The organism is Rhodopseudomonas rhenobacensis (genome assembly GCF_014203125.1).
GTDB lineage: Bacteria > Pseudomonadota > Alphaproteobacteria > Rhizobiales > Xanthobacteraceae > Rhodopseudomonas_A > Rhodopseudomonas_A rhenobacensis.
Genome location: NZ_JACHIH010000002.1, coordinates 295,788 through 317,425, shown reverse-complemented (window position 1 = coordinate 317,425; position 21,638 = coordinate 295,788). Strand labels below are relative to the sequence as shown.

Sequence of the window (21,638 nt, the reverse complement as noted above, 5' to 3'; positions counted from 1 at the left end):
ACTATATATGGGCTTGGATATTGTTAACCACTGACCATCGCCATGAAGTCGGTTTCTCCGACGATCCTCATTGCGTGTCCCCTGGTGATCATCTCCTCCGCCTTACGGTGCTTCGAGCTTTTCTCTTGCCCGCGGGTGAAGCGCAGATCCTGATCGCCGACGACGAGAATTGTGACCTTCCTCGATATGCTGTCCACCACGTCGCAACCGGCTGCAGCGGCAGCGCGGGCAGCCTCAGCACGGTGGATCTGCAGCGCGCCCGTGAAAAGGATGGTTTCGCCCGCAAGCGGTCCGGTAGCCGCGCCTGATTGAGCGCACTTCGTCGCATAGCTCGGCTTCGTCCGCCGTAACGGCTTGCTGGTTGCGGTCGATTCATAGCCGAGTTCATCGACCCATTGCTGCAGCGTGACGCCACCGTCGCTCATCGCCCTAAGCAACACGAGGCCTGCGGCCCGGGCATCCTCCGCCGCGTCGTGGTGTTTGAACTGGATGCCGAATGCTCGGGCGAGATTGGCTAAGCCGTAGCCCCCGTCGTCTCGAAACCCGGTCCACGTTCGGCGAGCAACCTGTAGGCTGTCGAGCCAAGTACATGGCAAGCCGCCCGTGCCGTATTTGCCAGCGGCGCGGGTAAGTGCAGTCCGATCGAACGGGCTGTGATGAACAATGGCCGTGTCCTGAAGCGCGGCGCTAATGACGGGAAAGACCCGCGCCATCGTCGGCTTTCCCGCGACGTCTTCAGGGCGGATTCCATGGATGCCGATATTGACCGGATCAAAATCGTCTTCCGGGTCGACCAAAATCGTCAGCGACTTGAAGACCTCGCCAGCTCGGAAATGCACGAGTCCGATAGAGCATATGCTGCCGAAGTCGGCATTCGCCGTCTCGACGTCCAGCGCGATGAAGTCCGTAACTTCGGACATCCGATATCCCCAATGCCATGGCATTGATTCCGCAACCAGAGCGGGCGCGCAAGAGAGAGGGTAATCGACTTTCGGCGCGGTGGTGCCGCCGTGTTCTGCCGCGGCCCATTTTCGGTGCAGACTGCACCGAAATTCCGTCGGTAATCTTGATCCACTCCGCGATCTGTTAGTCACGCTCAAGTTTCGTCACGCCGCCGGCGTCATCTCGATCGGCCGCGGGGCCGCCATGGTGCCGCCAGGCATGGAATCAGAGGCGGTGCATTACCAGCGCGACGCGGCGGTGGTGCTGCTGAGCTTCGACCAAATCGGGTGTTGGCGCAAACTGGCGCAACTTGCTCCACTTTCCGCAGCAAAGGGTGTTCGAGTCTGGAACACCTTGGCGCCGTGAGGTTTCGCGTCAACTTGACGCGAAAGGCGGGCAACTTGCCCACGTTTCTGGCGGCAAGGGCAAGGTGTTGCAACCTGCAACACCTTTGCGAGGTGGTGATTCCCACCGGGTTTCGCCACAAGTTGTGGCAAAACCGATGTCACCGCCATCACGGGTTTCGCGCATTTTTGAGCGAAAGTTCTGGTTGTGGCGTTAAGTCATTGATTTTAAACGGCACGAAATTGAGCCGGCCCAATGGATGGGCGCACACTGCCCACCCTCAAGAGGGGCCGCAGATTACGCGTGCCAAGGTCGGATCGCATCCGACCGTAACGGTCACCGTAACGGTGGACGTAACGTTTCGTCACAGCGTTACGCGCGAGCGGCTAGAGCAGGTTCACGTAGCGCTCGCCGGTCTTTTCCGATTCGCACACCAGCGCGCAACTCGGGTGCTCGGGATTGAATATGCGCTCTTTTACAAGCCAGAACTCGCGCCGCTCCGGATCGCTGAAGTCGGGCTTCTCGTCGCGGTGAAGCAGCGCGATGCCGGGATCTAGGATTCGGTCGCCGACCATGGGCACCGAACCGCCGAAATCGGCAGGCGTGTAGGTCTCCCCCTCGCGCTCGATCTGGCCGCTGCGGTTGATGAAGCAAATTGAGATCAAGAGTTCTTTTTCGGACATGGCCAATGCCTGTGCTGATTCGCGTTTCATCATCAGGATTGCATGTCGGTCGGTGGATGGTGGCCATCCGCGCCGTTGTCCCGGCTATTCACAGGCAACCCGCTGAGGTTGTCGGGGTACGTGCGGTGTGCGTACCCTTTTGGATTTACTTTCGTCGATCGGGGTTATTGCACAAGTTGTGCAGAAACCAACGCGCGCCGAAGCGCCCCGCGAAGGGGTGGATTTTTTTACAGATCGGTGGGAAGGTATTCGCGGAGCCTGAGAACTCCCGAAGCGGTCCCTTGCCGGGGATTGCGCTTCATCCGCGATAGGCGGGCCAAGAGCCTTGCCGGGCTCACAAACCCGCTGAAATCAAGACGCGCCCATTTGCCGTGGGCTGCGACCGGCTAAGTATGCCGGGAGTGCCACGGCTATGCAAGACCCTTCGGGGAAAGGCCATGGCGCACGTTCTCGCGGACGTGTTCTCAGACTCCCGGCGCCAGCCTGTCGCTGGCAACCGGCCCTGAGAAGCCGTCAATCGCGAGTATATCCCAAATGAAACGCACCAAAGCAGCTCGGAAACGGGCCACCGCGCCTCAGCAGGCGCCTCTATACGTTCGAACCGACGTCACCCCGGAAACCCTGTTTCAGGCAATCGGGCGCCTCCGCAGGGAGGCCGAAGACGAGATCGAGCGCCTTCTGACGTTCCTCGATTCGATCGAGCCGGATCCGGACCTGGAGCCAACAATGGGCGTCGTCCGGGACGGCCACGGCGACGAATGCGAGCCGCCCGAGAATGAGCCCGATCTCGGCTGGACGGACGTCGAGTCGCGCTGCGGTCGATATGCCAATGTAGGGACGGCGTGGGACGTCGATCGCGAGGCAGAGCCGGAGCACAACGAGGATGGCGGCGACCTGGAGCCGACGCTAGGCTTCTCCGAGCCGGTGATGACCGGCGACGAATCGCCGGGCTTCACCTGGCCATATCGCTCACGGGACGGCGAACAGCACGAAACGACGTCCGGCAGCGCCGACGACCGGGAAGGCGACGAGAGCGACCTGGAGCCGTCGCTCTGCGGCGTGACGGCGTCGGCAGTGCCGACGCCAGGCGCTGAGGATGCCGAGGAGGACCATGACGACGAGGACGGCGGCGACGCCGAGCCCTCGCTGGGCCGACCGGAGGAGGTCAACCAAGACGTCAACGCCGGTGCCGGCGATGACCGCGAGCAAGCCCGCGAGCCCGACGCCGCGTCCGTCGAGGTCCGGCGCCGTCAGTACCGCCACGCGCGGTTCAGCAACGTTCGGCCGCTCGGGCCGGTGGTGGTGCTGTCATGAAGACGCCCGCAGAACTCCTCAGCGATATCGCAGAGGCGATCGACGCCATGGAAGATGAATACTGCGCGATCTTCCAGCTTTCGTCGTTGCTACTCAACGTCAAGATCGAGGCCGTCTCAGGCGATGCCGTCGATGGCTTCCAGCGTGTTCTGTTCAGCATGGTCGACCACGCCAGGGCGATTAGGACCAGGCACGAGCAAGCGAGCGAGATCGTGCGGAAACTTCGCAACCCATGAGGCAATCGGCCCAGCCTCATCTGGCAACGTTGCCAGATGAGGCTGGGCGACTGAGAGAACAGCCGGCGAACAGATTGCTACCATTTTGCAACCCAACTCGGTAGCAGACGACGACATAGGGCGGGATCAACAGGTCTCGCCCTATACGTTTTTCCTTATGAAATGGGACTTTATGGGAAAGAACGAGACGGGAACGGACGCTCGTTAGCGAATTTCAAGACCGGTGCCTTAAACCGCTCGGCCACCCTTCCCAACCCGTGAGGTCAAGCCGATATCGGACCCCGGCCGGCTTGGCAAGGCGGTTGGACGGCGGCGTCGCTCGCGAACCAGTGTGCGCCGCCGATCAGTCGATCTGGTCGGCGGCCGCTGCGATCACCGCGAAACGGTCCGAGAGTTCGACCAGGGCGACCTTATGAATCGTCGCGGCCGGCACCACGCCGCCTTGGCCGTCCGGCAGATCGCGGCTGGCGCAGGCGTCCGGCACCACGGTGACCCGATAGCCGAGGTCGAGCGCCGCACGCGCCGTGGAGGAGACGCACATATGCGTCATGAACCCGGCCAGCAGCAATTGCTTGCGCCCGGTGGCGGTCACCAGCGCGTGCAGCTCGGTCGCGGCGAAGCCATTCGGCAAGGTCTTCTCGACCACGGTCTCGGCGCCGATCGGCGCCACCGCGTCCACCAGCTGACCGCGCGGCGCGGCGCGGTCGAACAGGCTGCCGGCCTTGCCCTGATGCGCGACGTGAAACACCGGCGTGCCGGCGGCGCGCGCCGCCTGCAACAGCCGCGCGGCTGCGGCGACCGCGGCCTCGGCGCCAGCGACCGCGATCGGACCTTCGAGATATTCGTTCTGGATGTCGATCAGCAGCAGCGCCGCGTCGCGCAGCTTGGCCGGGGTGAGATCGGCGCCGGCGAGTTGCAGCAGGGTCTTGGCGGTGGACATGGCGGGCTCCATCGAAGTTCGAAGGCGGGCGAAGCGGCAAGCGCGGGCGCACAGACCTTGCGCAGAGTTTCGCCGGTTTTTCCAGTCGCGCGGCCGGTGCTGGGAGCGGCTCCGGGCCGCACGGCCGCCGCGCTCGGGCTGCCGGCGCCACGTTGACTCCCCGGCGCTTTCGGCGTGAGCTGCCGACACCCTCTCGTCAACGGAGCGAAGTGATGCTGCGTCAAGCCTGTGTGATGCTGTTGGTGCTGGCGGGCGCCGCCGCGCTGCCGCTCGAGGCGGCCTCGGCGGGCGGTGCGCCACGCAAGGGGGTGCCGCGCGACGGGTTCTACGGCGTCTATGGGCCGTACTACGCGGGCGCCTTCCGCTACAACACCGGCCCGGATTTCAGCGCCGGCGATTGCTACCCGCTGCGGCAGCGCATCATGACGCGGGCCGGCTGGCAGATTCGCCGGATCCAGATCTGCGGTTAGTTCGCGCCGCCGCGGCGGCACGAACTGATCAGCAGGTAGCGACGCGGCCCGTCGTCGCGCCAAGGCGCCACGACGACTGTTTGCTGCAGCCGCGCGCTGTCACCTTGGCGCCAAGCGAATCGCATCTGATGGTTGCGCTCCGCAGCCCGTTCCCGGCGGACTGATCGCGTTCAGTATTTTTGCAGAAAACGCTTTCGAGTCACGCCGGGACTGATACGCTGGCTGTGCGGGCAGGCTTTGGCAACTTGCGAAGGTATGGAGGTAGAGATGCGATCTTCCACGATGATACTTCTTTCAGCAGCGGTTGCAGTGGTGCTGTTTCTGGCGGCCGGCGGCCGCAACGAAGCAGCGCAAGGCGATCGAACTGAGACCTCGCTGACGCCCGCCCCCGCCGTCGTGGTCAGCCCGATCCGTGCGATCACCTCGGAGTCCTGCGCCTCCGACGGCTGTCCGGCCACCTGCGGCTCCAACGAGGCGCTGGTGTCGGCGATTTGCGTCGGCGTCACCGGCGCGAAATTCTCCGAAGCGATCCGGGTCGAGGAGGGCGTGATGACCGCCACCTGCGGCTCGAGCGCGAACAATATCGTGGTGCTTTGTGCGCGCAAATAGCAGCGCGTGTTCTTGAGTACGGTGGCGGCCCGACGGCCGGCCACCGGAGGAAAGGTCAGTCATATGAACTCTTGGATTGCTGCATTCACGGCTGCGGTCGTATTCATCATCGGCTTTGCGGCCGGTCCGCAATGGTCGATCCTGTTCCTGGCGGTGCTCGGCCTGGCGCTGTTTCTGCTCTGGGCCAACGAGCTCGGCTTCAAAGGCGCGCTGGCGCGGCTGGGACTGGATCGCCTGCAGCCGCCGGTGTGGAAGCGGGAGAACTGGGTGCAGTTCGAGACCGCGCTGCTCGACCGCGACAAGCTGGTGAAGGCCTACACCGTGGCGCTCGGGCTGGTGGCGTTGAAGCTGATGCTGCCGGCCAATCAGGGCATCGTGGTGTTGGCGGCGCTGGTGCTGGCGGGCTGGTATGTCTTCAAGATCTATGAAGCCAACCGCTACCGCGACCAGGCCGACACCGCCAAGTTCAACTAGGCTGACCTCATCCGCCACCCGGGTGCGGGCGCGCCAGCTGCGCGTTCGCACGCGGGGAGGCGCGGCGATTGGAACCAAGCGCCGAGCTGCGGCTAGGTAAGGGCGCGGGGCCGATCGGCCGCGCGCTGTCTTGAGCCTGGAGGTCGGTCGTGGATGAGTTGGCGAATTCCGCGGCGCCGAAGCGCCTGGCGGTGCTCGGTGCGCCGGTCGATCTCGGCGCCTCGCAACCCGGCACGCTGATGGGACCGGCGGCGCTGCGCACCGCGGGGCTGGTGCCGATGCTCGCCGCGCTGGGCTTTGCGGTCGAGGACCACGGCGATCTTCTGCCGACGCCGCCGATGGACGACCCGGCCGAGACCTTGCCGGACAATGCAAAACAATATCGCGAGATCCAGGGCTGGGTCCGCGCGCTGAGCGGGCGCGCCTACACGCTGGCGCGGTCCGGCGCGATTCCGATTTTCCTCGGCGGCGACCACACGTTGTCGATGGGCTCGGTCAACGGCGTCGCCCGGCATTGGCAGGAGCAGGGCCGCGAGCTGTTCCTGCTCTGGCTCGACGCCCATGCCGACTACAACACGCCCGAAACCACCATCACCGGCAACATGCACGGCATGTCGGCGGGGTTTCTGTGCGGCGAGGCCGGGCTCGACCGGCTGCTCGGCGACGAGCCGCGCGCCTCGCTCGATCCCAGCCGGCTCGAATTGTTCGGCATCCGCTCGATCGACCGGCTGGAAAAGCAGTTGGTGCGGAGCCGCAAGGTCAACATCGTCGACATGCGGCAGATCGACGAATTCGGCGTCGGCGTGCTGATGCGAAGCTTCATCGAGCGGGTGCAGGCGCGAGGCGGCGTGCTGCACGTCTCGTTCGACGTCGACTTCCTCGATCCGGAGCTGGCGCCCGGCGTCGGCACCACGGTGCCGGGCGGCGCCACCTATCGCGAGGCGCATCTGGTGATGGAGCTGCTGCACGACGCCGGCATCGTGCGCTCGGTCGATATCGTCGAGCTCAATCCGTTTCTCGACGTGCGCGGGCAAACCGCGCGCAGCGCCATCGAACTGATCGGCAGCCTGTTCGGCCAGCAGATCACCGACCGGCCGACGCCGAGCAATGCGGTGCCGCGCGAGTCGTGAACGCGACGGCCCGCGCCAGGACTCAGGTGGAATGGTTGCCGAGCAGGCGGCGGATGATTTCGGCCTGGCTCAACGCTTGGCGCCGGGCCTCGTCGGCGGCCATGCGGTCGCGGGCGTTCTCTTCGATCAGCAGTTCGATCAGCGCGAGCCGGCTCTGTTCGTCATCGGCTTGCGCCAGCAGGGCGCGGTAACGCTCGATGTCGAACTCAGCCTCGTCGTCACCCATCACGCACGCCCGTTACGAATCCAAAGACGGATCGTATCGCCGGAGCGGCCCGCGCGAAAGCGGGAGGCGGGCGACATCCACAGTCGCGGCGGCGCGCCTGCTAATCCGGGCGATGGTCGGGCAGGTCGACGCTGCCGTGACGCCAGGCGAGCTCGCCCGTCTTGCGCCGCGGCCGCGAGGTCGGCGGACGCCGCAGCAGGCGCGCCGCGGTATGGATGACGCGCGGGCGTACCCGGGCGGCGTCGATCAGGTAACGGCTCGCCAGCACCACGCCGACCACGCTGCCGCCGATCGCCGCCGCCAGCAGCAGCGCCCGCAGAGCCATCTGAAATAAGTCCAGGGCCTCGATCATCGTCGTCGCCTTTCGCCAGAAGAAAAGCCAAGCGATGGCCAGGAGAATGGTTCCGAGTGTCGACGCCACCATACAACCTGTTGACCGACTCCGGTCAAAGCGAGCAATTCAGTACACGCACCGCGATGGCGCTCCGCAGCATGGCCGAGCTCGCGATGGCCGTGCTAAGGGCTGTTGAAATGAACAAGATCACCTGGGCCGAGATCGGCCATGTGACCGAACCCGGTCAATATCGCTACCGATTTGGTTTCGTCGTCATCACCGGCAAGGATATCGCGATCTGGCAGCGGTATCCCAATGCAGCGTTTACCGTGATCGAGCCCTCGGTCTATGCGGAGCAGCGCATCTTCAAGCTCGGCGCCGTGGACTTGCGCGACGCGGCCGCGCGCGACGACGACTATTAGCCGGGCTATTGCGGGTCGATCCGCACCATCGCGGTGCCGCTGCTGATCATGTCGAGTTCGCGGGCCGCCGCGGTCGAGACGTCGATGATTCGCCCGCGGCCGAACGGGCCGCGATCGTTGACCCGCACCACCACCGAGCGTCCGTTGCCGATATGGGTGACCAGCACCTTGGTGCCGAACGGCAGCGTGCGATGTGCCGCGGTGAAGCCCTGCGCGTTCGACACTTCGCCGCTGGCGGTGCGGCCGCCGCCATAATACGCCGCCCGGCCGGTCTCAGCCGCGGCAGGCGCCGCCGTCGCGGCGACAAACGCCGCGCCAACAAGGGCCGCAAAGATCGTGTCTGACTGGGGCATCGGAACTTTGCGGTCGTTGGCGGATCAAACCTCGCAGCGTCGCTGCGGGCCATGCGCGTCGGCGGCCTCGTGGCTGCACCAGACCCGCTGAGGCTGGCCAAATTGCGGCGGCCGGGTTGGAATGGCTTGTGCATAACCATTCGGGTGCAGAAGCGTCCGGATGCGCGGGCGTGATGCTGGTCGGACGCGCGGCCGAGCCGGGACCGCGCCGGGATGGGGAGACCGTCATGCAGATGTCGCTGCTGTCATGCGATCGATCGGCCGGGGCGCCGGCGCCGGCGCGCCGCCGCTCCTGGCGGGGCGGCCTTGCGGCATTGCTCGGTCTCGGCCTGGCGGGAGGCCCCGCGCCGTCGCTGGCGCGCGATCTCGGGCAATGGGAGGGCAGCGATCCGCAGCTGCGCGAATGGTATCGCTCGCTGATGCAGCCGGATTTCCCGACCGTGTCGTGTTGTGGCGAGGCCGACGCCTATTGGGCGGATTCCTATGAAATCCAGGACGGCCAATACGTCGCCATCATCACCGATCCGCGGCCTGACGCGCCGCTGCGTCGGCCGCATCTGGAGATCGGCACCCGAATCCTGGTTCCCAACCACAAGCTGAAATGGGACGGCGGCAATCCGACCGGCCACGGCATCATCTTCCTGGGCGGTCCGGGCTTCGTGTTCTGTTATCTGCCGCCCGGCGGGGTGTGACGCGCGACGACGGTTTTGTGTGGTGACGCCGGGCGATCTGGGCTAGGATGGCCGGGTCGAAAGACGATGGCGCTGAAACTCAACGCGGACTGCGGGCAGACCCGGGGGCAGTACCCGGCGCCTCCACCCGAGCAGCTCCGATGCGAGGTCTCATCCGGTGAGATCTCATTCCGTGACACGGACATTTATTCCGTCGACGGATAGTGTCGAGCTGCTCCGGCGGGGGCGAAACAGGATCGATGGCCGCGAAGAAGTGTTGAATTGTTCCCGGCATGATACCGCCGTTATCGGGTCAAAACCTAAATGCAAACGATAACGTTCGCATGAACGAAGTGCGCCTCGCGGCGTAACCGTTCGGGGTAGGTCCACCTAGCAACAGAACGGCCATGGCCGCGTCGTCCTTAACCGGGCGGCGCGGCTTTTTCGTTGCTGCGATGCGGTTACCGCGCTGCAGTTTGCGCTGGATCAATGGCTGTTAGTTGCGATCAGTAAACAGTGCGTGCTGCGAGCGACAAGCAACTGGCGCGACGCAGCAATTGTCACTGCATGTTCACGCCGCGGCAGCAAATCTGATAGCGCCGAAATCCATCCTCCTATAAGAAAAACTTTGACGGTACAGAAGATAATGAAATTCTGGTATTTCACCGATCCAGTCCATATCCATCCGCAGTAACGATGACCAGATCGGTCGACGCTTGCACTGCCGTACCCCGAGGACATGACCATGCAACAAGGCCTGACGCTGTCGCGCCACACGAGCGAGTATGCAGGGACGGACAAGCTGCGACTCGCCGTAGCCGCGGCGATCGACGCCATCGCCGGCGCGTCGATCGAAATCTCCGAACTGATCGGTCGCGGCCCGCTCGCCGGCATCACCGGCGAAGCGCAGGGCTCCTCCAACGCCGACGGCGACGTGCAGAAGGACCTCGACGTCCGCTGCGACGAGATGATCATTGCCGGGCTGAAGAAGATCCCGTTTGCGGCGCTGGCCTCCGAAGAATCCGAGACGCTGGTGCTCGGCGATCCCGACGCGCCGATCTCGGTGGCGTTCGATCCGCTCGACGGCTCCTCCAACATCGACACCAACATGACGGTCGGCACCATCTTCTCGATCGTGCCGAACAAGCCCGGCGAGCCGCCGTTCAGCGCGCCCGGTCACTGCCAGCTCGCCGCCGGCTTCGTGGTGTACGGGCCGCAGACCTCGCTGGTGCTGTCGGTCGGCAACGGCGTCGACATCTTCACGCTGGATCGCCGCGACCGCACCTACAAGTGCATCCGCGAGCAGGTGCAGATCCCCGAACACACCGCCGAATTCGCCATCAACGCCTCCAACCATCGGCACTGGGAGCAGCCGGTGCGCGACTTCGTCGAGGAATGTCTCGCCGGCGCCGACGGCCCGCGCAGCAAGGACTTCAACATGCGCTGGATCGGCTCGTTGGTGGCCGAGGCCTATCGCATCCTGACCCGCGGCGGCGTGTTCCTGTATCCGGGCGACTCCCGGCCGGGCTACGGCGACGGCCGGCTGCGGCTGCTCTACGAATGCCATCCGATGGCGTACATCATCGAGCAGGCCGGCGGCGGCGCTTCGACCGGCCGCGAGCGGGTGCTCGACCTTGCCGCCAAATCGATCCACCAGCGCGCGCCGCTGATCATGGGATCGGTCGACAAGGTGCAGCGCATCGAAGTGCTGCACAACGATCCCGCCGCCGCCAACATCACCGCGCCGCTGTTCGGGCATCGCGGTCTGTTCCGAGTTTGAGAGAGTCGGAGTTCAAAACAACAAAATGTCACGCAAGCATCCGATCATTTCCATCACCGGCTCCTCCGGCGCCGGCACCACCTCGGTCAAGCGTACCTTCGAGCAGATCTTCCGCCGCGAGAACGTCAACGCCGCCTACATCGAGGGCGACGCCTTCCATCGCTACAACCGGGTCGACATGCGCACCCGGATGGCCGAGGAGGCGGCGCTCGGCAACAAGCACTTCAGCCACTTCAGCCCGGACACCAACCTGTTCGAAGAGCTGGAGACCACGTTCCGTGACTACGCCGCAACCGGCACCGGCAAGACCCGCTACTACGTCCACGACGACAAGGAAGCCGCGATCCACGGCGTCGCGCCGGGCAACTTCACCGACTGGCAGACGCTGCCCGAGGGCTCCGACCTGTTGTTCTACGAAGGCCTGCACGGCGCGGTGATGACCGAGAAGGTCAACGTCGCGCAGCACGCCGACCTCAAGATCGGCGTCGTCCCGGTGATCAATCTGGAATGGATCCAGAAACTGCACCGCGACCGCAGCGACCGCGGCTACTCCACCGAGGCGGTGACCGACACCATCCTGCGCCGGATGCCGGACTACGTGCACTACATCGTGCCGCAATTCGGCGAGACCGACATCAACTTCCAGCGCGTGCCGACCGTCGACACCTCGAACCCGTTCATCGCCCGTTGGATTCCGACGCCCGACGAATCCATGGTGGTGATCCGCTTCAAGAGCCCGCGCGGCATCGACTTCGCCTATCTGCTGTCGATGATCCAGGGCAGCTTCATGTCGCGCGCCAATTCGATCGTGATCCACGGCTCCAAGCTCGACCTCGCGATGCAGCTGATCCTGACGCCGTTGATCATGCAGCTGATCGAACGCAAGCGCGGCGCCAAGTAGCCTTACCTCATCCAGTCCGCGGGCGTTCGCGTCCGCATCTTCTCACCAGCTCAGCCACCCCGGAGGCTTTCTTGAATATTGCGACGCATGCCACGCCGATCCACCAAGACGTCTCGCACCGCGAGATGGCGAATGCGATCCGTTTCCTGGCGATCGACGCGGTCGAAAAGGCCAAGTCGGGACATCCCGGCATGCCGATGGGCATGGCGGATGTCGCAACCGTCTTGTTCTCGCGGTTCCTGAAGTTCGACGCCGCCGATCCGGCCTGGCCGGATCGCGACCGCTTCGTGCTGTCGGCCGGCCACGGCTCGATGCTGCTCTACGCGCTGCTCTATCTCACCGGCAACAGCGACGTCACGATCGACGAGATCAAGGCGTTCCGGCAGTGGGGATCGAAGACCCCGGGGCATCCGGAATACGGCCACACCAAGGGTGTCGAGACCACCACCGGGCCGCTCGGGCAGGGCCTCGCCACCGCGGTCGGCATGGCCTTGGCCGAGCGGATGATGAACGCCCGGTTCGGCGACGACGTGGTCGACCACTATACTTACGTGATCGCCGGCGACGGCTGCCTGATGGAAGGCGTCAGCCACGAGGCGATCTCGCTCGCCGGTCACCTCAAGCTCAACAAGCTGATCGTGCTGTTCGACGACAACCAGATCTCGATCGACGGCGCCACCTCGCTGTCGTGCTCGGACGACCAAGTCGCGCGCTTTGCCGCCTCCGGCTGGGCCGCGACCCGCGTCGACGGTCATGACCCGGAGGCCGTTGCGGCTGCGATCGAGCAGGCGAAGTCGAGCGATCGACCGACGCTGATCGCCTGCCGCACCGTGATCGGCTTCGGCTCGCCCGGCCGCGCCGGCTCGGAGAAGGCCCACGGCGCGCCGCTCGGCGCCGAGGAAATCGAAAAGACCCGCGCCGCGCTGGAATGGCCGCACGCGCCGTTCGAGATCCCGGAATCGATCCTGAAATCGTGGCGCGAGATCGGCAAGCGCGGCGAGGCGGCGCACACCGCCTGGAGCGAGCGCTTCGCCGGCCGCGACGCAACGCTGCGGACCGCGTTCGACGACGCGCTGCAGGGCAAGTTGTCCGCCTCTTACGAGGGCGCGATCAAGGCGCTGGTGGAAAAATTCTCCACCGAGCGGCCGAACATTGCGACCCGGCAGGCCTCGCAGCTCACCATCGACACCATCGTGGCGGCGTCGCCGAACATCCTCGGCGGCTCGGCTGATTTGACCCATTCCAATCTCACCCACGCCAAGGGCACCGCGTCGGTGACGCCGGAGGACTTCGCCGGCAGCTACATCCACTACGGCATCCGCGAGCACGGCATGGCGGCGGCGATGAACGGCATCGCGTTGCATGGCGGCTTCATCCCGTTCGGCGGCACATTCCTGTCGTTCGCCGACTACAGCCGCGGCGCGATCCGGCTCGGCGCCTTGATGGGCGTCCGCGTCATCCACGTCATGACCCACGACTCGATCGGGCTCGGCGAAGACGGCCCGACCCACCAGCCGGTGGAACAGGTCGCATCATTGCGCGCGATCCCCAACCTGTTGGTGTTCCGCCCGGCGGATGCGGTGGAAACCGCCGAGGCCTGGGACTGCGCGCTGAAGGAGGCGCACCGGCCCTCGCTGCTGGCGCTGTCGCGCCAGGCGCTGCCGACCGCGCGCTCGGGCCTCAGCGAAACCAACCAGACGGCGCGTGGCGCTTACCTCGTGGTCGATCCCGGCGCCAAGCGTGACGTCACGCTGATCGCTACCGGCTCCGAAGTCGCCATTGCCACCGACGCCGCCAAGCAGCTCGGCGAGGCCGGCATCAAGGCCGCGGTGGTCTCGGCGCCGTGCTTTGAACTGTTCGCCGAACAGCCGGAAGCCTATCGCGACGCCATCCTCGGAACCGCGCCGCGGGTCGGCGTCGAGGCGGCGATCGCCGCGGACTGGTATCGCTGGATCGGCGAGAAGGGTGAATTCGTCGGCATGACCGGGTTCGGCGCTTCTGCACCGGCAAGCGTGCTATACCGTGAGTTCGGCATCACCGCCGATGCGGTGGCCAACGCGGCGCAGCGCGCAATCGCGCGCGTGCAACACTGACATCAAGCGTCCACGGGACCAGGAGGAATTATGGCGCGCATCACTTTGAGGCAATTGCTGGATCACGCGGCCGAGCAGGGCTACGGGGTGCCGGCATTCAACATCAACAATATGGAGCAGGGGCTGGCGATCATGGAGGCGGCCTCGGCGGTCGAGGCGCCGGTGATCATCCAGGCGTCGCGCGGTGCCCGGGCCTATGCCAACGACATCGTGCTGGCCAAGCTGATCGACGGCCTCGCGGAAATGTATCCCGACATCCCGCTGTGCATGCATCAGGACCACGGCAACGACGAAGCCACCTGCGCCACCGCGATCCGCTACGGCTTCACCTCGGTGATGATGGACGGCTCCTTGAAGGCCGACGCCAAGACCGCCGCGGATTATGACTACAACGTCGCCATCACCCGCCGCGTCACCGATTTCGCGCATTGGGTCGGTGCCTCGGTGGAAGGCGAACTCGGCGTGCTGGGCTCCTTGGAGCACGGCGGCGGCGAGCAGGAAGACGGCCACGGCGTCGAGGGCAAGGTCAGCCGCGAGCAGCTTCTGACCGATCCCGACCAGGCGGTCGATTTCGTCCGCGCCACCAAGGTCGACGCTTTGGCGATCGCGATGGGCACCTCGCACGGCGCCTACAAGTTCTCCCGCAAGCCCGACGGCGACGTGCTCGCCATGAAGGTGGTCGAGGAAATCCACCGCCGGCTGCCGAACACGCATCTCGTGATGCACGGCTCCTCCTCGGTGCCGCAGGATCTGCAGGACCTCTTCAACGAATACGGCGGCGCGATGCCGCAGACGTTTGGTGTTCCGGTCGAGGAGATCGTCCGCGGCATCAAGCACGGCGTCCGCAAGGTCAACATCGACACCGACTGCCGTCTCGCCATGACCGGCGTGTTCCGCAAGATCGCGACCCAGAACAAGGCCGAGTTCGATCCGCGCAAGTTCCTCAAGCCCGCGATGGATGCGATGCGCGACGTCTGCAAGCTGCGCTTCGAGCAGTTCGGCACCGCGGGCCAGGCCGGCAAGATCAAGGTGATCCCGCTGTCCGAAATGGCCAAGCGCTACAAGTCGGGCGCGCTCGATCCGCACATCGGCTCGGTCGCCCGCGCCGCCGAGTAAACCCGCCTCACCAGCAAATCATTCCGTCCGGCGCGCTGCGGCGCGCCGGCCCCCCGACATTAGGAGACCATGATGGATCAGTCGAACCGTTACGCCAACCTCAACCTGACCGAGAAGGACCTGATCGCGGGCGGACGGCACGTGCTGTGCGCCTACATCATGAAGCCGAAGGCCGGGTTCGGAAACTTTCTGCAGACCGCGGCGCATTTCGCCGCGGAATCCTCCACCGGCACCAACGTTGAAGTTTCCACCACCGACGACTTCACCCGCGGCGTCGACGCGCTGGTCTATGAGATCGACGAAGCCCAGCAGCTGATGAAGATCGCCTATCCGATCGAATTGTTCGACCGCAACATCATCGACGGCCGCGCCATGATCGCCTCGTTCCTGACGCTGACGATCGGCAACAACCAGGGCATGGGCGACGTCGAATACGCCAAGATGCACGACTTCTACGTGCCGCCGGCCTATCTCAAGCTGTTCGACGGCCCGTCCACCACGATCAAGGATCTGTGGCGGGTGCTGGGACGTCCCGTCGTCGACGGCGGCTTCATCGTCGGCACCATCATCAAGCCGAAGCTCGGGCTGCGGCCGCAGCCGTTCGCCAATGCCTGCTACGATTTCTGGCTCGGCGGCGACTTCATCAAGAACGACGAACCGCAGGGCAACCAGGTGTTCGCGCCGTTCAAGGAGACCGTGCGCCTGGTCAATGACGCGATGCGACGGGCGCAGGACGAAACCGGCCAGGCCAAGCTGTTCTCGTTCAACATCACCGCCGACGATCATCACGAGATGGTCGCGCGCGGCGAATACATTCTGGAGACCTTCGCGGAGAACGCCGACCACATCGCGTTCCTGGTCGACGGCTACGTCGCCGGCCCCGCCGCGATCACCACCGCGCGGCGTACCTTCCCGAAGCAGTATCTGCACTATCATCGCGCCGGCCATGGCGCGGTGACCTCGCCGCAGTCAAAGCGCGGCTACACCGCCTTCGTGCTGTCGAAGATGGCGCGGCTGCAGGGCGCGTCGGGCATCCACACCGGCACCATGGGCTACGGCAAGATGGAAGGCGAAGCCGCCGACCGTGCCATGGCCTATATGATCACCGAGGATTCTGCGTTCGGGCCGTATTTCCGTCAGGAATGGCTCGGCATGAACCCGACCACGCCGATCATCTCCGGCGGCATGAACGCGCTGCGGATGCCGGGCTTCTTCAAGAACCTCGGCCATTCCAACCTGATCATGACCGCGGGCGGCGGCGCCTTCGGCCATCTCGACGGCGGCGCGGCCGGTGCCAAGTCGCTGCGGCAGGCCGAGCAATGCTGGAAGGAGGGCGCCGATCCGGTGGCCTTCGCCAAGGAGCACCGCGAATTCGCCCGCGCCTTCGAAAGCTTCCCGCACGACGCCGACGCGCTGTATCCGAACTGGCGCGGCCAGCTCGGGCTCGCCGCCTGATCGCGTTCGCTTGGTTAGTTAGCCGATGGCCGCGCAGCGATGCGCGGCCATCGTCATGTCATAGCTCTTTCGTCGTGAGGTTCGGCCGATGATGTCCGCGATCATTTTCGACGTCGACGGCACGCTGGCGGAAACCGAGGAGCAGCATCGGCTGGCGTTCAACGCCGCGTTCGAGCAGGCCGGGCTGACGTGGCGCTGGGACGCGGCGCTGTATCGCGACTTGCTGCAGGTCACCGGCGGCAAGGAACGGCTCTTGCATTTCATCGCCACCCGGGCGCCGATGCCGCAGGCCGAGGCGGAAGCGCTGGCGCCCAAGCTGCACGCCGCCAAGACCAGGATCTACACCGAGGCGGTCGCCGCCGGCGCGATCCCGTTGCGCCCCGGCATTGCGCCGTTCGTCGAGGCGGCGGCCGCGGCCGGGCTGACGCTGGCGATCGCCACCACCACCAGCCTGCCCAACATCACCACGCTGCTCGCCAGCGCCTTCGGGGCGCGCTGGGAGCGACTGTTTGCGGTGATCGCCGCCGGCGACATGGTGCCGCACAAGAAGCCGGCGCCGGACGTCTATCAGCTCGCGCTGGAAAAACTCGGCCTGCCGGCGGAGGCTTGCGTCGCGATCGAGGATTCCCGCAATGGCGTGGCGTCGGCGCGCGGCGCCGGGCTCAAGGTGATCGCGGTGCGCAGCCTCTACACCAGCGGCGACGATCTGGCGGGCGCTACCCGGGTGCTGCCTGACTGTCTCGGACTCGACCTGGCGCTGCTGGCAGAAATCGACCGGGCAGGCGGCCCGTCGACCTGAGCTGCAACCGTTTGCGCCTAAAATACCGCCGCAAAATCGCGTAAGCTCGCTGAACGTTGGAGGCCGAATCATCAGGCGGGCCTCGCCGCGCGACCGCCGAAGAACGCGACTGCCGAAGAACATGAATACGCCGAGCAATCCCCCCGAGATTGATCCCGTCCCGGTCCGCCACCGCATGCTGGAGCGCATCGCGCATGTGGCGCTGGAGGTTGGACGCATCCTCAGCCAGAATGGCGCATCGGTGCGCGTCGCCCACGAGGGTGCGCGGATGATCGCGGAGGGGCTGGGCGTCGAGGTGCTCGGCACGCGCTCCGGCTACGCATCGTTCGAGATTACCGTCGGCACCGGCCGCAACACCATCACAAGAATGATCCAGATCGGCCCGCACGGCGTCAACCACCGGCTCGATTTCGCGGTCCGCGACCTGGCGCTGCGGGCTTCTACCGGCGGGATGACGCCCGAACAGATCGAGAGCGAACTGGCCAGGCTGCAGCGCGAGACGCCGCGGCATCCGCCATGGCTGGTGGCGCTGGCGACCGGGGCCGCCTGCGCGGCGTTCGGCCGGCTGCTCGGCGCCGACTGGCCGAGCTTCGTGCCGATGCTCGTCGCCGCCGGCTTGGGGCAGGGGGTGCGCCACCTGCTGATTCAGCGCGGCATCAACGTGTTCGTCATCGCGGCGATCATCGGCTGTATCGCGGCCACCATCGGTGGGCTCGGCGCGCGGCTCTGCGGCAGCGGCACCATTGAACTCGCGATGATGGCGTCGATCCTGCTGTTGGTGCCCGGGGTGCCGTCGACCAATGCCCAGACCGACATCATGGACGGCTATCCGACCATGGGCAGCGCGCGGGCGGTGTGGGTGATCATGATCATGGTGTTCGCGGTGACCGGCTTGTGGATCGCCGAATCGCTCTTGAGGATCCACGCGTGATCGACGCTGCTGTCGCCGCCGTGCTCGCGATGCTGCCTTATCTCGGCCACCAGGCGCTGTTCGGCGCGATCGCCGCGGCGGGATTCGGCGTGCTGTTCAATTTCGGCGGCCGCGCGCTGATCTGGTGCGCGGTGGCCGGCGCGTTGGCGCTTGCGGTGCGGACCTTCGGCCAGCAGTGCGGCGGCAGCCTCGAGGCGGCGAGTTTTCTGGCGGCGGCCGTCACCTCCTGCGCGGCGATTCTGTCGCGGCGCTGGCTCGGCGTCGCCTGCCACGCCATCGCGCTGGCCGGCTGCATCCCGATGGTGCCGGGCGCGTTCTTCGGTCAAGCCTTGCTCGGCTTCATGTGGGTGGCAGGTGCCTCGACCGACCACACCGTGCCGGCGATCGTCGGCTCGGTGCAGGCGTTTGTGCGGGTGATCTCGACGGTCGGCGCGATCGGCGCCGGCCTGACGATTCCGGCCTATCTGCTGCGCAGCCGGCAGTTCTGAACGGCGCAGGCGCGGCTTTAGCGGCGGAGGCGGGCGGGGCTCTTCGGCATTGTGGCTGGGCTGGTCGGAGCGCTGGCCCATCGCGGTGCGTGCGAGGTAGCTGAAGCAATCCAGCAATGGCGGAGACGGAGTCCGCCAAGAAATGAGAGAAATGACCATTTTATCGACATCGAAAACCTGCCGGTCGAGGTGAGCCATCGTTCTGCGTCACGTGCGGCGTGACGTCGAGGGCGCTCTGGCTTTCTGGTGTGTTGCTCAATCTGATCGTGGCATTGTCTTAAAAACGTAATCTCCGACCAATAAGCGTTGCATCGTCACCAGCCAGTGCGACTAGCTTCGATGCAGAGCAAATGGACTGCCAGCAGATAGTTTGCCGGGTGCATCTCGAAGTTGCTTCTGCCTCGGAATGGGCGGGATTGTCGCTTCAGCGATCTGAATTCGCCTTGCAACATGAGAAAACCTGTCGGCATCGACGTTTGGGTGGTGTGATAGCGTGGGTGTTCGGTGCGTTGTTGATGGGAGTTGTTTGCGAGTCCGAAGCCGCGGAACGCGCGGCGGGCGACGCCAGGATCTCGTTTTCCATTCCTGCCCAACCGCTGATCTCGGCCATCAGTCGTTACGGCGACGCGACTGGCAGCGAGGCGCTCTATGATGCGAGCCTCGCGACCGGACGGTTCTCGAACAATGTGCACGGGATGATGACGCCCTCGGAGGGGTTGGAAAGGCTTTTGATCGGCACGGGTCTTTTCGCTCGGTTCGTTTCGGAGCGAAGATTTGTGGTCGCAGCATCTGCAGCCGAACCTGGTCCCGACAACGAACGCAACTTGCCGCCGGCGTTTCTGCGTTACTACGGCCTTGTTCAGCAGGGCTTGCTCGACACACTCTGCCGGACGGCCGGCGCCCGTCCTGGACATTATCGTATCATCATTGCCTTCTGGATTACGCAGACCGGCGACATTGAGCAGATTCGACGGGTCGGCACGGTCGGTTCGGCGGACGCGGACCAACGGATGGATGCGGCCCTGCGCGGCGTCAGGTTGAGTGAGCCCCCACCCGCCGGTTTCATGCAGCCGGTCCGCATCTTGATCTCGCCTGAAGCGTCCCCGGGAGTGTCTGCCTGTGCAAGAGCTGACGCTCGCCTCGGGTCCGGTGGTGCACCGCGATGAACGACAGCCCGCTGGCCGTGATCCGCTCCCTGTTCGTTGAACGTTACGACAACCTGAAAGCCCGCGTCGCAAAGCGTCTTGGCTCGTTCGATCTCGCGGGCGATGCAATGCATGACGCTTGGTTGCGCCTTGCCGGCGCCGACGCTGTTAGCTCTGTCCATAATCCCGACAGCTACCTGTATCGCGTCGTCCTGAATGTCGCGGAAGATCGTCGCCGACGGGAACGGCGTCATCGTCACGCGGTCGAGATCGACGCCGCCATGGATGTGCCGGATGAGACTGCCTCGCCGGAAGAGGTTCTGCTGGCGCAGTCGGACCTCGAGGTGTTCCGCACCATCATCGCGGAGCTTCCGGAACGCCGTCGCACCATCTTTCTCGCCGCCCGGTTCGGCAATATTCCCCGACAGGAAATCGCGGACCGTCTTGGCATCTCGCGGCGCTCCGTCGCCCGGGAGATTATGTTGGCCCATATGCATTGTATGGCCCGGCGTAATGAATTTAGAGAGTGAAGTTGCATTTTCGCTTGCCGAGAAACGTCTTGCTATCGGAAGCGATTGAAATTGCCGGGCGGCGTCCCGGTGATGTCGCCTGGGGCCGCAAATCAAAATGACAAAGGACAATTCTCGCGGAACGGGCCTAGGCCCTATCGAGAGCCAAGCCGTCGGGTGGGCGCAGAAACTCGCTTCCGGAGAAGCTACGGCGGGGGACATCGAGGCCGCAAGACGCTGGCGGGCGCTTGATCCGGCGCATGATGTTGCATTCGTTGCGGCGGAGCGGGTTTGGCGCGACATCGGGGCCGCGCGGACAGTCCTGCATGATCCGAAGGTCGATTACGCGATGGCGCTCGATGCACTCGGACGACGGCGCAGGTCGGTGAGCCGTCGCATCGTATTGGGCGGGGCGGCGGCGACAGTTGCTGCCGTGGCAACATATGGAATGTCCAATCCTCCGCTCGGACTGTGGCCGTCGCTGTCTCAGCTGAACGCCGATTTCCGCACCGCCACGGGCGAGCAACGCAATGTCAGTTTCGCAGGCGATATCGCGATCAATCTGAATACCCAGACGAGCCTTGCGATCCGTCCGGCGATCGCCGCCGAGGAACGGATCGAATTGATCACGGGTGAGGCGGCGTTCGAGACGACGCAGCGCGGCACGCGGATCCTCGCGGTATTGGCGGCAGGCGGGAAAGCGTTTACCGAGGCCGGGCGTTTCGATGTTCGATATGTGACGGATGCGGATCGCTCGCCGGTCACTGTGACGTGTTTCGATGGCCGTGTTGGTGTCGCGCAAGGCAGCGCCACCGCCGAGTTGCGGAGCGGGCAACGCATCCGGTACACGGCAGCCGGGATCAGCGAGATCGCCACGGTCGATCCGATAGCGGAATCGAACTGGCAACGCGGCATCGTCGAGTTCCGGAACACGCCGATCGCCGAGGTCGTCGACGAGATCAATCGGTATCGTCCGGGTCGGATTGTTCTGATGAGCGCTAAGCTGGCCCAGAAGCAGATCAATGGTCGCTTCCGGATCGGGGAAATGGATGAGGTTCTGCTGCAATTGCAGCAGGCCGTCGATGCCAATGTTCGGCATCTTCCGGGAGGGGTGGTCCTGTTGAGCTGACCGGCTCAGCCAAGAAAGATCAAAAAAAACCCTCCGGATCGTGGCTCAACGCGGCCCGAGATTTCGTCCTGCAATTGAAAGGGATCTTCCGACACGGTCGCGACTGCCCGCGGTCGTGTTCGGAGCCCTATCGTTGCCCGAAG

The 21,638-nt window shown here is 65.1% G+C and carries 26 protein-coding genes and 1 other RNA gene; 21 read left to right on the top strand and 6 right to left on the bottom strand.

Annotation, left to right across the window (positions count from 1 at the left end; genetic code table 11):
* Positions 1–23: 23 nt before the first annotated feature.
* Positions 24–920 carry an exonuclease domain-containing protein gene (locus tag HNR60_RS03310; protein WP_184254233.1) on the bottom strand — a complete coding sequence of 299 codons (897 nt, stop codon included), beginning with the start codon at positions 918–920 and terminating at the stop codon, positions 24–26.
* A 241-nt stretch (positions 921–1,161) separates the two neighbouring features.
* Between HNR60_RS03310 and HNR60_RS03305 the strand changes: the two genes are divergently transcribed.
* Positions 1,162–1,308 carry a hypothetical protein gene (locus HNR60_RS03305; RefSeq protein WP_184254231.1) on the top strand — a complete coding sequence of 49 codons (147 nt, stop codon included), beginning with the start codon at positions 1,162–1,164 and terminating at the stop codon, positions 1,306–1,308.
* A 365-nt stretch (positions 1,309–1,673) separates the two neighbouring features.
* On the opposite strand, the gene HNR60_RS03300 is transcribed toward HNR60_RS03305, so the two are convergent.
* Positions 1,674–2,003, bottom strand: a complete 330-nt coding sequence (locus HNR60_RS03300) for a hypothetical protein (RefSeq protein WP_184254229.1) — start codon at positions 2,001–2,003, stop codon at positions 1,674–1,676.
* 501 nt (positions 2,004–2,504) lie between these two features.
* Between HNR60_RS03300 and HNR60_RS03295 the strand changes: the two genes are divergently transcribed.
* Positions 2,505–3,284: a hypothetical protein gene (locus tag HNR60_RS03295; RefSeq protein ID WP_184254227.1), complete on the top strand. Its 780-nt coding sequence runs from the start codon at positions 2,505–2,507 to the stop codon at positions 3,282–3,284.
* Positions 3,281–3,520, top strand: coding sequence for a hypothetical protein (locus HNR60_RS03290; RefSeq protein WP_184254225.1), 240 nt, complete (start codon positions 3,281–3,283; stop codon positions 3,518–3,520). The genes HNR60_RS03295 and HNR60_RS03290 overlap by 4 nt, the downstream gene beginning before the upstream one ends.
* Positions 3,521–3,863: 343 nt before the next feature.
* Here the strand turns inward: HNR60_RS03290 and HNR60_RS03285 are convergent, their stop codons facing one another.
* On the bottom strand, positions 3,864–4,460 hold the full coding sequence (locus tag HNR60_RS03285; protein ID WP_184254223.1) for a cysteine hydrolase family protein: 597 nt from the start codon (positions 4,458–4,460) through the stop codon (positions 3,864–3,866).
* 212 nt (positions 4,461–4,672) lie between these two features.
* On the opposite strand from HNR60_RS03285, the gene HNR60_RS03280 reads away from it, so the two are divergent.
* The 4 genes from HNR60_RS03280 to rocF all read left to right on the top strand — a co-directional run bounded on the left by HNR60_RS03280 (position 4,673) and on the right by rocF (position 7,143).
* Entirely contained in the window at positions 4,673–4,930 is a 258-nt protein-coding gene (locus HNR60_RS03280; RefSeq protein WP_184254221.1) for a hypothetical protein, read from the top strand.
* 267 nt (positions 4,931–5,197) lie between these two features.
* Positions 5,198–5,539, top strand: a complete 342-nt coding sequence (locus tag HNR60_RS03275; protein WP_184254219.1) for a hypothetical protein — start codon at positions 5,198–5,200, stop codon at positions 5,537–5,539.
* 63 nt (positions 5,540–5,602) lie between these two features.
* On the top strand, positions 5,603–6,013 hold the full coding sequence (locus HNR60_RS03270) for a hypothetical protein (protein WP_184254217.1): 411 nt from the start codon (positions 5,603–5,605) through the stop codon (positions 6,011–6,013).
* 158 nt (positions 6,014–6,171) lie between these two features.
* Entirely contained in the window at positions 6,172–7,143 is a 972-nt protein-coding gene (gene rocF / locus HNR60_RS03265; RefSeq protein ID WP_184254371.1) for an arginase, read from the top strand.
* A 22-nt stretch (positions 7,144–7,165) separates the two neighbouring features.
* Here the strand turns inward: rocF and HNR60_RS03260 are convergent, their stop codons facing one another.
* Both HNR60_RS03260 and HNR60_RS03255 read right to left on the bottom strand, forming a co-directional pair.
* Positions 7,166–7,369, bottom strand: coding sequence for a hypothetical protein (locus tag HNR60_RS03260; protein ID WP_184254375.1), 204 nt, complete (start codon positions 7,367–7,369; stop codon positions 7,166–7,168).
* Between the two features lie 100 nt (positions 7,370–7,469).
* A complete protein-coding gene (locus HNR60_RS03255) occupies positions 7,470–7,721 on the bottom strand; it encodes a hypothetical protein (protein WP_184254215.1) in 252 nt (83 codons plus the stop codon).
* A gap of 56 nt (positions 7,722–7,777) precedes the next feature.
* Between HNR60_RS03255 and HNR60_RS24045 the strand changes: the two genes are divergently transcribed.
* Positions 7,778–8,125: a hypothetical protein gene (locus tag HNR60_RS24045; protein WP_246432788.1), complete on the top strand. Its 348-nt coding sequence runs from the start codon at positions 7,778–7,780 to the stop codon at positions 8,123–8,125.
* 5 nt (positions 8,126–8,130) lie between these two features.
* On the opposite strand, the gene HNR60_RS03245 is transcribed toward HNR60_RS24045, so the two are convergent.
* Entirely contained in the window at positions 8,131–8,478 is a 348-nt protein-coding gene (locus HNR60_RS03245; RefSeq protein WP_184254213.1) for a septal ring lytic transglycosylase RlpA family protein, read from the bottom strand.
* Positions 8,479–8,705: 227 nt separating this feature from the next.
* Between HNR60_RS03245 and HNR60_RS03240 the strand changes: the two genes are divergently transcribed.
* The 13 genes from HNR60_RS03240 (at position 8,706) to HNR60_RS03180 (ending at position 21,495) form a co-directional block, all read left to right on the top strand.
* Positions 8,706–9,170 carry a hypothetical protein gene (locus HNR60_RS03240; RefSeq protein ID WP_246432787.1) on the top strand — a complete coding sequence of 155 codons (465 nt, stop codon included), beginning with the start codon at positions 8,706–8,708 and terminating at the stop codon, positions 9,168–9,170.
* A gap of 16 nt (positions 9,171–9,186) precedes the next feature.
* Positions 9,187–9,562: a transfer-messenger RNA gene (gene ssrA / locus HNR60_RS03235) on the top strand.
* Positions 9,563–9,894: 332 nt separating this feature from the next.
* The gene (locus HNR60_RS03230) at positions 9,895–10,929 is read left to right on the top strand and encodes a class 1 fructose-bisphosphatase (RefSeq protein ID WP_184254211.1); all 1,035 of its coding nucleotides are present in this window, start codon (positions 9,895–9,897) and stop codon (positions 10,927–10,929) included.
* Between the two features lie 25 nt (positions 10,930–10,954).
* A complete protein-coding gene (locus HNR60_RS03225; protein ID WP_184254209.1) occupies positions 10,955–11,830 on the top strand; it encodes a phosphoribulokinase in 876 nt (291 codons plus the stop codon).
* Positions 11,831–11,955: 125 nt separating this feature from the next.
* Positions 11,956–13,923, top strand: coding sequence for a transketolase (gene tkt / locus HNR60_RS03220; RefSeq protein ID WP_246432797.1), 1,968 nt, complete (start codon positions 11,956–11,958; stop codon positions 13,921–13,923).
* A gap of 30 nt (positions 13,924–13,953) precedes the next feature.
* Positions 13,954–15,039 (top strand): class II fructose-bisphosphate aldolase, encoded by a 1,086-nt coding sequence (gene fba, locus HNR60_RS03215; protein ID WP_184254205.1) that lies wholly within the window; start codon positions 13,954–13,956, stop codon positions 15,037–15,039.
* Positions 15,040–15,111: 72 nt separating this feature from the next.
* Positions 15,112–16,494: a ribulose-bisphosphate carboxylase gene (locus tag HNR60_RS03210; RefSeq protein WP_184254203.1), complete on the top strand. Its 1,383-nt coding sequence runs from the start codon at positions 15,112–15,114 to the stop codon at positions 16,492–16,494.
* A gap of 88 nt (positions 16,495–16,582) precedes the next feature.
* Entirely contained in the window at positions 16,583–17,293 is a 711-nt protein-coding gene (locus HNR60_RS03205; protein WP_184254201.1) for an HAD-IA family hydrolase, read from the top strand.
* A 121-nt stretch (positions 17,294–17,414) separates the two neighbouring features.
* The gene (locus HNR60_RS03200) at positions 17,415–18,224 is read left to right on the top strand and encodes a threonine/serine exporter family protein (protein ID WP_184254199.1); all 810 of its coding nucleotides are present in this window, start codon (positions 17,415–17,417) and stop codon (positions 18,222–18,224) included.
* A 29-nt stretch (positions 18,225–18,253) separates the two neighbouring features.
* Positions 18,254–18,712 carry a threonine/serine exporter family protein gene (locus tag HNR60_RS03195; RefSeq protein WP_184254365.1) on the top strand — a complete coding sequence of 153 codons (459 nt, stop codon included), beginning with the start codon at positions 18,254–18,256 and terminating at the stop codon, positions 18,710–18,712.
* Between the two features lie 350 nt (positions 18,713–19,062).
* Entirely contained in the window at positions 19,063–19,878 is an 816-nt protein-coding gene (locus HNR60_RS03190; protein WP_184254197.1) for an STN domain-containing protein, read from the top strand.
* Positions 19,875–20,387, top strand: a complete 513-nt coding sequence (locus tag HNR60_RS03185) for an RNA polymerase sigma factor (protein ID WP_184254195.1) — start codon at positions 19,875–19,877, stop codon at positions 20,385–20,387. Before HNR60_RS03190 ends, HNR60_RS03185 begins: the two co-directional genes overlap by 4 nt.
* 97 nt (positions 20,388–20,484) lie before the next feature.
* Positions 20,485–21,495 (top strand): FecR family protein, encoded by a 1,011-nt coding sequence (locus tag HNR60_RS03180; RefSeq protein ID WP_184254193.1) that lies wholly within the window; start codon positions 20,485–20,487, stop codon positions 21,493–21,495.
* Positions 21,496–21,638: the final 143 nt, after the last annotated feature.